At 55.4% G+C, this 16,494-nt stretch carries 13 protein-coding genes; 8 read left to right on the top strand and 5 right to left on the bottom strand.

All coding sequences use genetic code 11. The features are described 5' to 3' along the window. Positions 1-4: 4 nt before the first annotated feature. The gene (locus LDN82_RS17135; protein ID WP_224165154.1) at positions 5-589 is read left to right on the top strand and encodes a hypothetical protein; all 585 of its coding nucleotides are present in this window, start codon (positions 5-7) and stop codon (positions 587-589) included. 187 nt (positions 590-776) lie between these two features. Beyond that, positions 777-1,670, top strand: coding sequence for a UTP--glucose-1-phosphate uridylyltransferase GalU (gene galU / locus LDN82_RS17130; protein ID WP_224165153.1), 894 nt, complete (start codon positions 777-779; stop codon positions 1,668-1,670). 15 nt (positions 1,671-1,685) lie between these two features. Here the strand turns inward: galU and LDN82_RS17125 are convergent, their stop codons facing one another. From LDN82_RS17125 to LDN82_RS17105, 5 genes are all read right to left on the bottom strand, one after another. Further along, entirely contained in the window at positions 1,686-2,114 is a 429-nt protein-coding gene (locus LDN82_RS17125; RefSeq protein ID WP_224165152.1) for a VanZ family protein, read from the bottom strand. Between the two features lie 277 nt (positions 2,115-2,391). Then, entirely contained in the window at positions 2,392-3,006 is a 615-nt protein-coding gene (locus tag LDN82_RS17120; RefSeq protein ID WP_224165151.1) for an LPXTG cell wall anchor domain-containing protein, read from the bottom strand. A 175-nt stretch (positions 3,007-3,181) separates the two neighbouring features. Then, positions 3,182-4,570 (bottom strand): DUF4012 domain-containing protein, encoded by a 1,389-nt coding sequence (locus LDN82_RS17115; protein WP_224165150.1) that lies wholly within the window; start codon positions 4,568-4,570, stop codon positions 3,182-3,184. 480 nt (positions 4,571-5,050) lie between these two features. Next, complete coding sequence (locus tag LDN82_RS17110; RefSeq protein WP_224165149.1) at positions 5,051-6,364, bottom strand: UDP-glucose/GDP-mannose dehydrogenase family protein; 1,314 nt, start codon at positions 6,362-6,364, stop codon at positions 5,051-5,053. 67 nt (positions 6,365-6,431) lie between these two features. After that, complete coding sequence (locus LDN82_RS17105) at positions 6,432-7,940, bottom strand: sugar transferase (RefSeq protein ID WP_224165148.1); 1,509 nt, start codon at positions 7,938-7,940, stop codon at positions 6,432-6,434. A gap of 122 nt (positions 7,941-8,062) precedes the next feature. On the opposite strand from LDN82_RS17105, the gene LDN82_RS17100 reads away from it, so the two are divergent. The 6 genes from LDN82_RS17100 (at position 8,063) to LDN82_RS17075 (ending at position 16,202) form a co-directional block, all read left to right on the top strand. Then, entirely contained in the window at positions 8,063-9,271 is a 1,209-nt protein-coding gene (locus LDN82_RS17100; protein ID WP_224165147.1) for a glycosyltransferase, read from the top strand. Between the two features lie 78 nt (positions 9,272-9,349). Then, positions 9,350-10,504, top strand: a complete 1,155-nt coding sequence (locus LDN82_RS17095) for a glycosyltransferase (RefSeq protein ID WP_224165146.1) — start codon at positions 9,350-9,352, stop codon at positions 10,502-10,504. 145 nt (positions 10,505-10,649) lie between these two features. Beyond that, entirely contained in the window at positions 10,650-11,798 is a 1,149-nt protein-coding gene (locus tag LDN82_RS17090; protein WP_263422267.1) for a glycosyltransferase family 4 protein, read from the top strand. After that, positions 11,795-13,288, top strand: coding sequence for a lipid II flippase MurJ (locus LDN82_RS17085; protein WP_224165144.1), 1,494 nt, complete (start codon positions 11,795-11,797; stop codon positions 13,286-13,288). The genes LDN82_RS17090 and LDN82_RS17085 overlap by 4 nt, the downstream gene beginning before the upstream one ends. A gap of 67 nt (positions 13,289-13,355) precedes the next feature. Further along, on the top strand, positions 13,356-14,495 hold the full coding sequence (locus LDN82_RS17080) for a glycosyltransferase (RefSeq protein WP_224165143.1): 1,140 nt from the start codon (positions 13,356-13,358) through the stop codon (positions 14,493-14,495). Between the two features lie 231 nt (positions 14,496-14,726). Continuing rightward, entirely contained in the window at positions 14,727-16,202 is a 1,476-nt protein-coding gene (locus LDN82_RS17075; RefSeq protein WP_224165142.1) for a polysaccharide biosynthesis tyrosine autokinase, read from the top strand. Positions 16,203-16,494 lie beyond the last annotated feature (292 nt).

Below are 16,494 nucleotides of genomic sequence, written 5' to 3'. Positions count from 1 at the left end.
ACAATTGAAGAAGTCTATTGCAGCGCTTGCACTTGCAGGAATAATCGCACTGGCCGGCACGTCTCCGGCCATGGCCTCGACGTACCCGGCGCCGGGCAACGAGCAGGGGACCGTTTCCGACGGAACCATAGCTGCCGGCGAATCCATCACTTTTGCCGGCGCTGGCTACGTCGCCGGCGAAACCATCAATGTTACCTTCCAAAGGACCGGCGGCAAGAAGGATTCGGACGGCGAGCGGCCCGCTCCGTCCAGCTTCAGTGTTAATGCTGACGGGACCGGGGCTTTCTCCACCTCCATTACCTTCACGGATAGTGGTAGGTACACCATCAGCGCCGTCGGCGCCACGTCAGGCAACACGCGCTGGGCAGCCGTCACTGTTAATGCCGGCAAGGGCGGAGGCAACAACGGCGGCGGCAAGGGAAGTTCCGGATTCACTGGTGCTTCCAGCGTTACCGCCGTTGGCGCAAACGGCCAGGCCAACACCGCTGCGGATTCCAGCCTGGTCCTGTGGTCGCTGGTTGGCGGAGGTGCCCTGGCCGCCAGCGCAGCATCCGCAGCGCTGATTCGCCGTGCCAAGGGTAAGGCTTAGGCTTCAGTAAGTACTACGTCTATAAAGGAAGCAGGTGTTTCCCGGGAAACCGGGAAGCACCTGCCCTTACGTTCACCACGAAGTTGCAGCGGCTTCTGAATCAAAGAGGGTAGACCCCCTGTAAGCCATTTACTAATATGCGTATATCAAATTTCGTAATTCCCGTGAGGGTTTATAGAGTTTGCTCATGACTACACGGGGGAATATTGTGCGCAAGGCTGTAATTCCGGCTGCTGGACTGGGTACGCGTTTTTTGCCTGCCACCAAGGCAATGCCCAAAGAGATGCTGCCGGTTGTGGACGCACCGGCTATCCAGTACGTGGTCGAGGAAGCTGTAAATGCCGGCCTCACTGACATCCTCATGATCACGGGCCAAAGCAAGCGGGCCCTGGAAGATCACTTTGACCGGACACCGGCGCTGGAACGGTCACTGGAGCTGAAGGGCGATCAAGCACGCCTGGACGCGGTCCAGCACGCCTCGGCACTGGGCCCCATCCACTACGTGCGCCAGGGAGAGCCCAAGGGGCTTGGGCATGCAGTCCTCTGCGGCCGCCAGCATGTGGGAGACGAGCCTTTTGCTGTTCTGCTGGGCGATGACCTCATTGATGAGCGCGACGAACTCCTGACCACCATGATGGATGTTCAAGCGAAAACCGGTGGGTCGGTCATCGCTTTGATCGAGGTGGAGCCATCACAGATCAGCGCTTATGGCTGTGCCGACATCTCCTCTATTGATGGCGAAGGCTATGTCCGCATCAATAGCTTGGTTGAGAAGCCCAAAGTGGAAGATGCGCCGTCCAACCTGGCGATTATTGGACGCTATGTCCTGCACCCGTCTGTGTTTGACGTTCTGGAAAACACCGAACCTGGCCGTGGGGGCGAAATCCAACTCACGGACGCGCTCCAGACACTCGCCGTAGGGGAGGGCGACGGCGCAGGTGTCTACGGAGTGGTCTTCCGCGGCCGACGTTACGATACAGGAGATAAGCTCAGTTACCTGAAAGCCGTGATCACACTGGCCTCCGAGCGCCCTGAATTCGGCGAGGATTTGAAGTCCTGGATGAAGGATTTCATCGGTTAGGAATTGCCTTGGGAACTAGGCGAACTTTAGCTGCCTTCTCCCGGCAATCAACCGCGCTACTGCGATGCCAATGACAGTCCCAAGTGTGTTCATGACAACATCAACTACGCTTGAAAAGCGGGCTGTAATGAACAGTAATTGCCCAAGCTCCATACACGTAGAGACCAAGATTCCGAGCCCAGTGATGACCCACCAACCTCGTGTTGGGAAGGCCATAGCTGCAAAAAATCCGAGCGGAATGAACATGGCTACGTTTGCCGAGGATTCCACTACATGATAGTCGAACCAAGGCGGTACGCCGTGCCGGTGCAGGAAATTCAGCACGGTTGCGAGTGTTCCTTGGATGGGTTGGTCCACTGGAGTAGGCCAAAAACCGATAACACCCAGGCTCCCCAAATATGCGACTAGAGCTACGCGCCAGGGGAGTGTGTTTTTCAATTGCACCTCAAGAACTTCGGATCAGTGCCCAAGCGCTGACGCTGGCGGCGGCAACTGCCAGCAGTGCCAGGAGAACGTATTGGGGAAATTCCTGTGGAAGCGTCGGTAAGTGGTATGAGGGCAAACGCAGCTCGAAATGCCACCGTCGCCTACGCCAATGCCGCCCCATAATCATATGAATACCACAGAAGCTCTTGGACTTGGAACGCGAAAACAGAAAAGGGTGGCTTGTCGACGAAATATCTTCGTCGACAAGCCACCCGAGGTTTGAAGCGTGGTGCCTTTAGGCAGCAGCCTCGGTGTTCTTTGCGCGGCGGCGGGCGACCACCACGGATGCGGTACCAGCGGCCAGCGCGCCTGCGCCCACGAGGGACCAAAGGATCAGGCTGGAGTCAGCGCCAGTGTTTGCCAGCGGCACACCGCCAGTGTTCGCCAGACCCGTTCCCGTGCCGGAGTTGCCGCCAGTGTTTGAAAGTGCCGTGCCACCCACTACGACGGTGACGGGACCAACAGTGTGGCCTGAAGTGTTGCCAGTGGCAGTCAGGGCGTATGCTCCCGGGGTGTCGATGACGATCGGTGTTGCAAAGGCGCCATTTGCGTCTGCTACAGCACCCACTGTTGAAGGAGCCAACGGAATGCGACCGGAAATGGAGAGGCTGCCGGCAGAAACGCTACCGCCGCTAGCTGCAGGCGTGCCGGTCGGCGTGACGGTGATGGTAATGCCTTCACCGGGGGTAAAACCTGTGCCACTAAAAGTAAATGCTTCACCCGGTGCCACGGATGCGTCGGAAACTGCAACGCCGGAGTTTGGTGCCGGGTAGTTGGTTGCGACGGCCGGAACTGCGCCGACAAGAGCGATGGAACCTGCGAGCGTAAGCGCTGCAAGAGATTTCTTCATGTGTGTCCCCCTGAGACCCGTTTTGGTTACCACGTGTGTGTTGGAGATTTCCGGGGCCCTGAGCGACCCTAAGGCGAAATCTCATGTGTTGCCCAACAAGAACCTACCATTTCAGTGCTAGCCACTGCAAAGAAAATCCAAACCCGTTACAAAAGATTAACGAACTTGTCTTGTCCTATTCACAAGGCTTCATTTGTGCGGTTAGGACCACATCCTTGACGGGTTGCGTGGTGGGTGTGACAACTATTTCGGGATCACTATGCTGCACGATCCGACCAAAATTGAACTCCAAGGTTGTGCTCGCTCCAGGCGCAAGTCGGATGGTAGTCATTCCAACAGACCGCTGACTATGTCGATGGGCAGCGAAGGGGATCTGTTTTCCATCTTTGACAACCGTGTCAATATCCGACTGGGCTGGACCGTAAGCTAAGACGTTGGTTTGGACGCTGCCTGCCGGAACGCCAAAAATGCCATCGCCGGTCACGTAAGGCGGCAGTGAAGTTCCTGCATCTGCCGGTGCGGTGTTTGTGCTGGTCACCCGAACGACCACTTCGCGGTATCCATCCCTCGTGCAATCCTTTACCACCTGGACACTGCGTTTGATCCAGTAGTCCATTTTTGCGCCAGTACCGTCATTGAAGTAGACCCCGAATTCCGTGGGAGAAACACTGGATCCTGAGACGGCTCCTGCGATTGTGTACTTCTCTATGGTGGCCTGTTCCTCGGACGTCGCGGACCACAGCAAGATCCGGCGTTCATCAACGCCCATGGCCACAGCATCAATCAGGCGCTTGGGGTCACTCTTTCCATCTGAGATGGCGGAAAAGATCTCCTTGGCCGCACCGGCGAAGTAGACGTCCTGAAGGTCGGGATTCTTGATTGACGCGTAGGCGTCGGAGAGTAGTGTGCGCACTACATTTTTTGAGTTCAGTTCTATCGGGAGGTTTTCGCCGATTTTTTGCACTACGGGATCCGTGATTTGCACAGGACCGGTTGCCTCAAGCAGGAAGCTTAGGGCCACGGGATCGATGGAGAGAACCCCGTCCAAACGTTCCCCCGTCTTCTTTTCCCACATGGCATGAGCGGTGCGGGCCGTTGTGGCGAAGTCCGGCGTGAGGTTTACATCCTGCATGAACTTGCCGATGCGGGCGGAGTAGATCACCTCCTGCTCGGCGTCAGTGGGTATGGGTGGGACGAAGGTCCCTAGGGCGCCGGCGTTTGTTTGGGATTCGAGTTGCAGTTTGCCCTTATTCAAGCTAAGTACAGCCAGCGCGCCAGGGATACCGCCCGTAGCTCTGGATTCGGCGCTGTTCTGCATCAGGAGCAGGTACCGTCGTGGAGTGTCATCCCCCAACATCGTGGGAGCTAGATTGGCAGCGTCCGCAGCTGATTCGAGTTGTTCGCTGAGACCAGCCAGCTCTTCACGAGCCTCCATCAAGGGGGCTGATATCTGCGGCAGGAGGCTTCCCGTCTCGATGCTGTTTAGACGTTCGGAGGATTGCCGAACGGCGTTCGCGGCGGACTGAACCTTTGGCGCGGCAGTCCTCAGTGGTTTGAGATCCATCCCTTCCGACGTCGGCGTTAGAGTCTTCCAGTCCAGTAGCTGAAACGCACGAACAAGAGGAACGGCCCCGAGACGAGCGACGTCGTCCGCGGACGTTGCCACCTCGCTTGCCGCTTGTAGGTTGGGTCCCACCCAAGGAAGCATTGAAGTTGCCTTCCATAGTGGGTCATTGGCGGCCTCGCGGGCCGACCCGGTGTGCTGGACCAGGGCCGCCACGGTGCTCGTCGCCGCTGCGGCATCATTCGCGCTTAGTTGAGACTTGAGGGTTGGAAGTAGCGCAGTGGCTGATTGTAATTCGGACCTGACTGTTGCCACCTTTGACCCCAGCCAGGCACTCACACCCACAATTGCGATCGCCATCGCAATCGTCCAGATTCCCGCCACTACAAGGCGGCGACGGAGTTTTCTCCGGTAATGGGAGGAGCTGTTACTCGTCCTTGCCACGCCCTTGCGCTGAGTCGTTTCTTCGTGAGTCATGGGTTACGGCCGTCCAAGTCCGCGGTATTGCCAACCGGCAGCGCGCCACTTGGCAGCGTCAAGCACGTTTCGACCATCCAGAATACGAGGAGCCGAAACGCTCGTGATCAGTTCATATGGGTCGAGGCTTCGATATTCGTCCCACTCTGTGAGCAGGAGCAGTGCGTCTGCTTTGGCGACGGCTTTGCTCGTCTCGGACTCATAATGCAGCTCTGGGAATCGCTTCGCAGCGTTCGAAAGTGCCTTAGGGTCCGTGACTGTGACCACTGCTCCCTGGAGTTGAAGCTGGGCTGCGATGCTTAGCGCCGGTGAATCACGGACGTCGTCGCTCGCGGGCTTAAATGCAGCTCCCAATACGGAAATACGTTTGCCAAGTAAGCTTCCCTGACACAACTCGCGCGCTAATTCAACCACCCGCGTTCGTCGCCTCATGTTGATGGCATCGACTTCCCGCAGGAATGTGAGCGCTTGGTCCGCCCCAAGTTCTCCGGCGCGAGCCATGAAGGCGCGAATATCTTTTGGCAGGCAGCCACCGCCAAAACCAATGCCGGCGTTGAGGAACTTTCGCCCTATCCTGTCGTCAATGCCTATGGCATCTGCCAAACGCGTGACGTCGGCCCCTGCGGCTTCGCATAGCTCAGCCATTGCATTAATAAAGGAAATTTTCGTTGCAAGGAACGAATTGGCTGCCGTCTTGACCAGTTCGGCCGTTGGGTGATCCATGACCAATCGTGGAGTGCCCGAAGAAAGGGGCGTTCCGTAGACGTCGTCGAGGATTGCCACGGCAGGATGATCTTCGGATCCGCCAGCGACGCCGTAGACAAAGCGATCCGGATTCAACGTATCTGAAACGGCATGGCCCTCTCGCAGGAATTCGGGGTTCCAGACCAGGTGGGCTTCAGGTTGGGCTTCCGCCAGAACTTCGGAAAGCCTTGAAGCAGTGCCGACGGGGACTGTGGACTTTCCAACGACCAGATCGCCAGGGGCCAAATGAGGAACCAGGCTGGCAATCGCCGCGTCTACGAAGGACAGGTCTGCGCCGTTCTCGCCCTTCTTCTGCGGGGTGCCAACACAAACGAAGTGGACGGTACTTCTTGTCGCTGCCGCCATGTCAGTTGCAAACGTCAAACGTCCCGTTTCTTGTACTTCTTTCAGCAGTTCCTCTAATCCAGGTTCAAAAAAAGGGGCTCGTGCTGAAGACAGCTCTGAGATCTTGTCTTTGTCGACGTCGATTCCGACGACTTCATGGCCGAGTTTGGCCATGCACGCAGCGTGGACGGCGCCCAGATAGCCGCAACCGATGACGGAGATGCGCATAGTTCTTGCCTTCCTCATTTGCGGTCAGGGAGTGTCCGTGCCGCGTTACATGTTTGTTGACGGTTAATCAGACCGCGCCAGTGCTTGCAAAAACGGCGCGAAACGTCTTGAAGAGAATCACGACGTCACCCATCAGCGACCAATTCTCAACGTAGTAAAGGTCCAAACGAATGCTTTCTTCCCAGCTCAGGTTGGATCGACCACTGACCTGCCACAATCCGCTCATACCAGGGCTGACATACAAACGCCGATATGCTGCGGCGTCATAAAGGGCGACTTCACCTTCTCGTTGCGGACGCGGACCGACCAAACTCATGCTGCCCGACAACACGTTGAGCAGCTGCGGTAGCTCGTCCAAAGAGAACTTGCGGAGAATTCTTCCAACGCGCGTAATCCGGGGATCATTCTCGACCTTGAAGAGGGGTTTGTCCGACGTGCCTTGGGCAGCCAGCAGCTTCTGTAGTTCGGCGTCCGCGTTGATTTTCATAGATCGGAACTTCAGCATCTTGAAGGTTGTCCCACGCAGGCCCACACGTTCCTGAGAGTAGAAGATCGGCCCGCTGCTAGTAGCCTTTACAAGGACTGCCAGAATCACGAAGGCCGGCGACAAAAGCAGTGTCAACGTTCCGGCGATGAGGATGTCGAATGCCCTTTTGGCAACTCTCTTTCCTCCGGTCAGCTTGGGTGTGGAAACGTGGATCAGGGGAAGTCCGGCGACAGGTTGGGTATGTATTCGAGGCCCGGCAATATCCGTCAACGCCGGCGCCAGAATCATGCCGATATCTCGCGCCGACAACTCCCAGCCGAGTCGGCGGAGGTCCTGAGGCAGTAGCGCAGCCCCGGTTGAGATAGCAACCGTGTCGACCTGCGTGGCGTCTATTACCGCAAGTATGGCTTCGACGCTGGTTTCTGTACCGGTGACCGGGACATTTAGTTCCGCATTGAATTCGGACACGCCGTCGAACCCGGGTAAGTGAGCTGCTGCCGGCACGTAGCCGGCTGCCGGCTGACTCTGGAGAGACTTTACTAGATGCGCTGCCGAATGAAGGCCGCCAATGATAAGTACACGGGACGCGCTTCTGCCCTTGGTGCGTTCAAGAGCTAAATGCTGACGAAGCAACCACCTCACGGCCAGGAGGCCGAGGACTCCAGCTGGAAAGGCTAGGCCTACAAATCCGCGGGCAGTGTCGATTCTTAGGGCGTAAGAGAAAACGGCCACGAATCCAAATAGCCATCCCGAAGCGGCGACAACACGTTTGTACTCCTCGGAGCCAGCACCAAGAATCTTGGTTTCCCGGGTGCCCCAATAGCCCAACATGATCCACCAAACGACGCCTAGCCCTGCGGCAAGAAGGACATAGTCGCCGTCGCTGACTGCTACGTCCGCAAATCCGAAACGGACGCCGTATGCCCCGAACATCGCCCAAATGACGACGCATGCATCCAGAATTTGGATCCGTGCTTCATATTTTCGCTGCCACGTCCGCCACTGCAATCGCGCAGTCCCCATACCAACCCCCTGGACGGAATGACACTCTACCGAAGTGAATAATACTGGTAATCGGGGTCGATTCATCCACGGCGACACCTTGCAAGTCACATAACGTTGGAGTGCACGAAAGGTGTGTGGTCGGTCACACAGGCGGCCCGAGGATGTAGGCGTCTTTCACCTTCGGGAAACACTAGTGTTCGATTGACATGATACAAGTAGAAAAGTTTAACGATATGCCCGAGGTGGGCGCGATTAGGGGACCGATGGCAACCATGGATAATGAGATCGGACTCCCGGATCAGCCGCTAATAGTCCACGAATGGTTCGCCTCAGTTGGCGGTTCGGAAAACGTCGCCAGCGCTATCAGGCAGACTTTTCAAGGTTCTGACTTACTGTGCCTGTGGAAGGAACCGAACGTAGAGATTTCGGGGCCAGGGCGAGTGCTGCAAACCATCTTAGCGATGCAACCCTTTCATGGGCGCAAAATCCTAAGCCTTCCTCTGATGCCACTTGTCTGGCGCTGGACTAAGGCGCGCCACCACAGCTCTCGTCTAGCGATTGTAAGTTCACACCTCTTTGCTCATCACGTGGCCGTGCCGCGAAGGATGCGAAAACTTTTGTATGTTCACACTCCCGCTCGATATATCTGGGAGCCGGAGTACGACACACGAGGCCAGAATCTGCTGGTCCGAATCGCAGCCGCCGTCCTCAAACCCATTGATCGCAGACGTGCGGCGGAGGCGCATGGCATCGCAGCAAACAGTGAGTTCGTGCGCCAGAGAATAATCAAGGCATGGGGACTTGAATCCCGAGTCATCTATCCGCCCGTTGAGGTAGAAGAAATACTTGCGGTCGATGACTGGGCGTCCGTTCTGGAGCCGAGAGACAGAGTGACCCTTGATGCTCTGCCGGACGCTTTTGTCTTGGGTGCATCGCGATTTATTCCGTACAAACGTCTGGACCTCGCCATAGTAGCTGGCCAATTGGCCGGTATGTCGGTGGTTATTGCTGGGGCCGGCCCTGAAGAGGGCCGGCTGCGTCAGCTAGCCGCGGCAGCCGAAGTTCCGGTCCACTTTGTCATCGCGCCGTCAAATAGCCTTCTTAGGGCTCTTTATCAGAAAGCGCGCGTCTACGTATTTCCTCCAATCGAGGATTTTGGAATCATGCCCGTCGAGGCGATGGCTGTTGGTACTCCAGTTGTTGCGAACAGGATCGGCGGCGCCAGCGAAAGCGTTCTGGATGGAGTAACTGGCGCTCACTTCCATCCGGACGACCAGGAGTCCCTTGCTGAGGCTATCGGCCGTTCCCTTGAACTCGACCGAGGCGCAATCGCTGAGCACGCGCTCAAGTTTTCTAGGCAACGCTTCGAATCTGAAATTCTTAGTTGGGTTGCTGACTCATACCCTACTTACTAGACATACTTGTGCTTTTCCCCATGCAGGGCGGCCCATTTACCTCACCCGATACTTGAATCTTGAAAGTGGCAAATAGAGATGAACCAGAACGATCCTCACATCTTGATACTAGGTACCGCTGATTGGAATCAACCGATTGCGACGAATCAACACTATATGGTTAGAGAGCTGTCCCAAACATTTAGGACCACCTTCGTGGAGTCGTTGGGCCTACGTAGGCCTGAGCTAAAAGTTCGTGATTTGAAGCGAATGGCAAAGCGGCTCCAAGGGGTACAAAAACGATCGAACATGTTTCGTCCGCTTGATAGAAATACAAATGTCATTTCTCCGAAAATCATACCGATACACACTTTTCCTTGGCTAAGTATTAACCGGCAATTGCTTAATTCGTATTTCAAAGCGTGGACGGAAAGTCCTGCGCGTGTCTTCTGGACCTATTCACCCCTCACCTATGGTTTTGAACAATTTTCAGAAATATCTGTCTATCACTGCGTAGATCTCTATGCAGAATTTCCGGGAATCGATTCGCGTCTGATTGACAGGGAAGAGCGTCGACTGGCGAACACTGGAATAACGGCCATTGGTAGCAGCAAGGTCGTTGTCCAACACCTTGAGAGGCAGGGATTCACGAACGTAATCTACTGGCCAAACGTTGCCGACACATCAGTCATCAGCGCGGTTGTGGATGGAGAATCTCTTAAGCGCAATGGCGCTGTTTTTGCTGGAAATTTGAGTGAAAAAAAAGTTGACTTCGAACTCCTGGATGATCTCCTGAGGAGCGGGGTGGAGCTTCACTTGGCTGGTCCAGTCGCCGAAGGCGGCGGCGAAAGTCAGTCTCTCGTTGACGCTCTCCTGAATCGCGGAGCCCACTACCATGGAGCCCTGACCCTCCAGGAATTGTCGAAATTGATGGCTCGTTGCAAAGTTGGCCTAGTCCCGTACAAGTTGACACCTTATACAAAGGGCGTGAGCCCCCTCAAGACCTATGAATATCTTGCTGCTGGGCTGGCGGTTGTGTCGACGCCCATTCCCGGGGTGGCACCGGATGCACCTCATGTGAGTGTTTCCGAAAGTCACAGGCACTTTGTTGATCTTGTCCGTGGGCAACTCGATTTACCCGCGGTTGATCGGGTGGTCGCCGCTAGGAGGAGTCTGGCGGAGCAGAACTCATGGGTAGGTCGGGGCCAGGAAGCACGAGCCTTGGTCGAGCGATTGCTTAGCGAGACTTCGTGACTCGGATCGAGGTCCGATTCGTGCCCAGGTTTGACTACATTGACGCCAAAGAAGGGAATCGAACACCCAGATGAAAGTATGTCATGTAGCTCGCGACATCCGAGCATCGGGTGGGGGCGAGGTGGTAAAACAGGTTGCGCGCAAAATGGCGCAGCAGGATATCGAAGTCGTGTTGATCACGGACACGCCTTCCCTTGATTTGGGGGATGGTATCCGCACAATAGAAACCCCGTTGGGTGCCAAGCTGCTCGAATGGATTCCAAATTCGCGCAGTGGATGGCTACTTCGCCACACGTTACAGATTGCAGTGTTTACGATTATGTCGAGTCTGATCGCACTAAGATTTCGTTGGCTCGGTTTCTTGGTTTTCAATCACAACTGCGAGTCATTGGTTGGCCAGGTCCTCGTAATGCATAATGTTTTCTCGGCTGAATTCGCCGCACGGCCTCTTTCTAGGGTTCAACGGATTAAAGCGCTGGCAAACCCGGTCCGAATCATGCGTATAAGCAAGGAGATCTTGCTCTCGCGGCCATCATTCGGAAGATTGCTTGTTTCGGTTTCCGAGGGGGCCCGTCCTGACGTCGAGAGGCTGGCCGGAGGCTCTGATCGCATTTATGTGATTGAAAACGGTGTTGATGTAAGACGCTTTGGGCAGAGCAACGACCTGGAGGTTCCACTACTGGTTTCCGACTGGAAACGTGCATCTGGAATTGATCACGCAATTCTCTTTATTGGGCACGAATGGAAGCGGAAGGGTCTTGATGAGCTACTAATCGCAATCTCTGCTCTCCCGTCAAACTGTGGACTCATCGTCGTTGGTGGAACCTCCCAAAACAGGCAACTTTACGATCGAAAAATCACGGAGTTGGGCATTGAACCGAGGGTTCTTTTCGCCGGTGAGTGGGCTGATGTTCGCCCTTTTTTGGCGGGTTCCAGTATCTTCTGCCTTCCTAGTCATGCAGAGACAATGCCTCTTGTTGCTCTCGAAGCGCTGGCGGCTGGCCTCCCAATAGTCCTGACACCCGAATGCCCTGCGTCAGGGCTTATCGTTGAGGGCCTGAATGGTTCAGTCACGAACTGTATTCCCCTTGAGATCGCTCAAGCCATTGAGAGGACGCTTAGCCTTGGCGGGGGGGAAGCAAATTCCGAGAAGATTAGATCGACTGTTTATCAGTATGATTGGGATACGGTTGCTAAAGGCTACGTCGATCTGGTTGCAGAATTTTGCCGTTCTGCACGGGGGCCCGCTAGCAGGAGCTCCACCCAGCAGTTAGAGGCCAGGAACCGTCGATGAGCCGCTTCGCCCGCGGCTTCTTAGTCCTTGCTGTAGGAAGTCTGCTCGGCAAAGTTGTTGCACTCTTACGTGAAGTGGTCTTCGCAGGCGCTTTTGGAACAGGTGCGATCGCTTCTGGATTTCGAGTCGCGCAAACGGCAACAATCGTGCCGGCCAATCTTGTTTCTGGGGATCTTCTTTCGGCTGCATTCGCACCAAGCTATGCACGAGAGATCAAGGTTAACGCAGCCAGAGCGCAGTCAATGCTACGCGGCTATATTCTGTGGATCGCGGTCATTCTGATCGGAGTGGCCTTCGCTGTTTACTTCGCGAGGACTCCACTCGTAGAACTCATAGTCCCAGGGGTTGACGCGGCGACTACGGAGCAGGCAACGATGCTGCTGGGCCTCCTGTGTTGGGTTATTCCTCTGTACGGATTGTCAGCGGTGCAGGCGTACGCGCTTGGGGCGCACGGCAACTATTTTCCAACTTCTAGCCGTCAAATGATTCAAAGCTTTGGATTATTGTTGGGAACCATTCTTGCGGTGTTTACAAGCTGGGTGCCATGGCTCGCGATCGGGCTGCTTATGGCCTGGGTGGTAAACGCGGGGATATGTTGGGTGCTGCTTCTTCGGGGACGACTTGTAGGACTACCTGATGCTTGTGACCTCAGGGAAGGCTGGCGATTCGTTGTCGACGGGGCAAAGGGAATTGCACCGCTTTTCATGCTTCCAGTAGCGTTACAACTGTCCATCGTGCTGGAACGAGTCTTTGCCTCCTTCGGTGATCCTGGGCTTGTTGCCGCTGTTGACTATGCCCGAACCGTTTCTGAATCAGTTATGTCCGTCGTGGCCGTCCCTCTCGGCATCCTCGGCCTTACGCAGCTCTCCGCACTGGGCCGCCGAGACTACCGACGCCAAGTTTCACGCATGAATGATGCCATAATGGTGTTGATGCTCCCCGTATCCGCAATTCTTGCCGTGAGTTCGGGTTCGATAATTCACCTGCTCTATAGGCGTGGTGAATTCGGGCCGGAGGCTGAGCTGCTTACGACCAATGTACTCTTGGGGTTATCTTTAGGGTTGGCCTTCCAAGTCTTGGGATACTCTCTTTCAAGAGCCCTCACCGCGGTGGGACGCAACCGCGCTGTGCTGCTTTGTACACTGTTGGCCATTGTTAGCCAGGTCCTTGTGCAGTGGTTAGGCGTCTCGCTGGTTGGCCCGATTGCCATAGGCTTGGGTCCATCCGCTTATGGGTTCGTCTTGACGCTAGGGACCGCATTTGCGTTAGGGCTCGAGCGGCGAGTTGCACGGCAATTGCTCGCCACTTCGCCGGCCATCGCAGTAACGGTTCTGTTGGCCCTTGCTAATCTTGAAGTTCTTTGGGACTTGGCATACGTAGGTCTTGGATGGGTTGCAAACCTCCTGCTGGTCCCGTCGCTCAGAGCCTCACTAAGGAATATTGTGAGATCAGCTTTCCTTTCCGTCCTCTTGAGGAGATCCAAAGAATGACCGGTTTTTGCCGTGGATCTCGGCGTCAAAGCATCGATGAATACCGAAATGATAGGTAAGTAGAGCAATGCCAGACAACATCTATTCGCCAATTCGTGTCTCCGTGTTTAGGCATTCGGTATTCAAGCCATCTGAGCAATTTATCCCGATGCAAGCCCAAGCGCTCAAGGTTTCGAAAGTCTTGATCACTTCCCGAGATCCAATTGTGGCACCAATACCAAATTTGAATACGGCGACGATTTCTGATCAAGGCAAATTAGCCGTAGTTAGACACACATTATTTGGTGACCATCGGCCGCTCAGACGAATCCTGCAGGAGTACGACATAAATATCGTGCATGCACACTTTGGAGTGGAAGGAATGTACTCGCAGGGAGCAGCGCGCTCCCTTGGCATCCCGCATGTCACGACATTGCACGGCTTTGACGTTACTACGTCCAGGTCTGCCTTATTCAGCTCGAAGCGGCCCGCATGGGTTTATTATTCGATTTTTCGAGGAAAATTTTTGAGGTCCGCGGACCTCCTTATTTGTGTGTCGCGACATATTCAGCGCCTTGCAATCGAGCTTGGTGCCAACCCCGAGAACACCACAGTCATCGGTACGGGGGTGGACACTCGAAAGATCCAGGTCAGTGAGATACCCGACGCTCCTGTTATTCTGCACGTTGCCCGCTTGGTAGAAAAGAAGGGAACGGCTGACTTGGTTAGTGCGTTCGCCCTGGTCCTTAAAAAGATTCCAGAAGCGAGGCTAAGAATTATAGGGTCCGGACCGCTGGAAGAAAAGCTTAAGGCACAGGTGGCCCAGCTGGCGCTGACAGATTCCGTTGATTTTCTGGGTGTTCAGCCGCACGATCGCGTTTTGGCCGAACTACAAGGTGCTCGTCTACTCTGCCTTCCTAGCATCACCGCAGCGTCAGGGGACCAGGAAGGGTTGGGGCAGGTAATCTTGGAAGCCGGGGCCACAGGAAGGCCCGTCATCGCGACGGAACACGGCGGAATCCTGGATGCGGTCGTGAACGGTGAAACGGGCTTGTTGGTTCGGGAACGGGATGTTGCGGGCTTGGCTGAATTATTGATTGCAGTCTTAGACGATAAGGAACTTGCCGCCAGGCTAGGCCTATCGGCTCGAGGCCGTGTCGAGCGCGAGTTTGATGTACAGTCTCAGGCTCAAAAAGTTGATGCTGTCTATCGTCGTGCCATGAGCTAGTCTGCGCGCCTTGAGTCCTATCGTGCAGGAGGCCGTAGGAAAGGAGCCCCAGTGGCGCTCCGAATCCCAGTTGTTCACGGTCTTGTTGTTGGGTAACTTCATTCCCGTTTGAGCCAAGGCGTAACGCACCAACGTTGGTGTCGCCTCGTGGGTACACTTGACCTAGCGTTTGAAACTTGCCGCTGGCTCAGAGGTGGCGACTCGCAGCGAAAAATACAGGGGGACCATAATTTGGATCTGCACGAATACGCACGCATATTGCGTCGCAACTGGATCTTGGTTGTCGCTATTTCGATGGCAGGCCTTCTAGCCGGCGGAGCAGCCTCAATTTTGGTGAAGCCAACATACACCGCGGATACGCAGCTCTTCGTAGCAATTCAGAATTCAGGTTCCGTGCAGGAACTGCAGCAGGGGAACACTTTCAGCCAAGCTCGTGTTCAGTCTTACGTCAAGACAGTAAAGACACCCGCTGTCCTTCAGCCTGCAATCGATAGCCTGGGGCTCAACCTAACGGCGAGCGAACTTGCTAAGAACGTTTCGGCTGGATCCGATCTGAATACGGTTCTTATCAATATTTCCGTATCTGATACTTCTCCGGTGCAAGCGGCCGCCGTCGCCCAAGCCGTTGCAGATAGCCTAATTCATGTCATAGACGGTCTTGAAAGGCCGAAAAACGGTGGGGCATCGGCAGTGAGCCTTTCAATTGTGACACCTGCGGTTGCACCCAAAACGCCCTCCGCCCCCAATACGCGCCTAAACTTAATCCTTGGCCTGATTATCGGTGCCGCGAGCGGCGTTGGAATTGCACTGCTTCGAACGACTTTGGATTCTCGGGTTAGAGGTGAGAGCGATCTTCGGCAGGTTACAGATTCTCCGTTGCTTGGCGGAATTAGTTTCGACGCTGGCGCCGTCCAGCGCCCCTTGCTGACCCAGGCCTCACATCAAAGTCCCAGAGCCGAGTCTTTCAGGCAAATACGCACGAACCTTCAGTTTGCCAATGTGGCTGGCAAAGCAAAGACGGTTTTGGTCACATCATCGGTGCCTGGGGAAGGCAAAAGCACAACGGCTACGAATTTGGCCATCGCCCTGGCTCAGGCCGGACAATCTGTTTGCCTGGTGGATGCAGATCTACGACGTCCGACGGTCTCCAAGTACTTAGGCCTTGACCGCAACGCGGGACTAACGACGGCGCTCGTAGGAATAGCAGACATCAATGACCTGCTTCAGCATTGGGGAGACGATCAGCTTTACGTCCTGACTTCGGGACAAATTCCACCGAACCCTAGCGAGCTTCTCGGCTCCGATGCGATGAAACGACTTGTAAAGAGGCTAGAAGATGCCTTCGACGCGGTAGTTATTGACGCCCCGCCCCTACTCCCCGTCACTGATGCGGCGGTCCTAGCGCAGCATGTGGGAGGCGTAGTAGTAGTGATCGGCACCCAGAAGCTCCGGCGACATGAGCTTCAAAAATCACTTAACGCCCTGGAGATGGTCGGTGCCAACATTCTTGGGATTGTGTTGAACCGTCTGCCGCTAAAGGGTCCCGATGCTTACTCGTACACGTACTACGTGCAAGAGGAAGAGGGATCGCGTAAGGTGCGGGCGTCCAAGTCGAGCAAGCAAGGTAACCTGACCGTAAAGAGTGGCGATCCTGCTGACTTCGACTATGCGCGGCCGGCAGGGTCTCTCTCGGGCCGAAGGCGGTAGTTTTCGTCGCTTTCGACGTTTGGCTTCCCCTCAGTTTCTCGGCTCTGTGGTTTGCGGTGAAACGATTCCGTGTCTTGAAAGCTGAAGGGCTCATAGCCCTGCCGTGATGGATGTTCTCTACACATTAATCAAGAATCGGGAGCTACGAGCCTTGATCGAGCCTACTTTTCCGTGCCTGATGCTGCCATCGCTCTCTTCAACTTCCCGGACTTCCGCGTGGCCGACATTGAAGTCCTCGCTTTCGGTCAGCGCCAGTCCACGTCGAAGCCACTGCCGAAGCCGGCCGCCTGTC

Origin of the sequence: Arthrobacter sp. StoSoilA2 (genome assembly GCF_019977195.1) — a bacterium.
In the GTDB taxonomy this organism is placed as follows: domain Bacteria; phylum Actinomycetota; class Actinomycetes; order Actinomycetales; family Micrococcaceae; genus Arthrobacter.
Note: the sequence above shows the minus strand (reverse complement) of the source record. Positions and strands in the feature narration are given on the sequence as shown.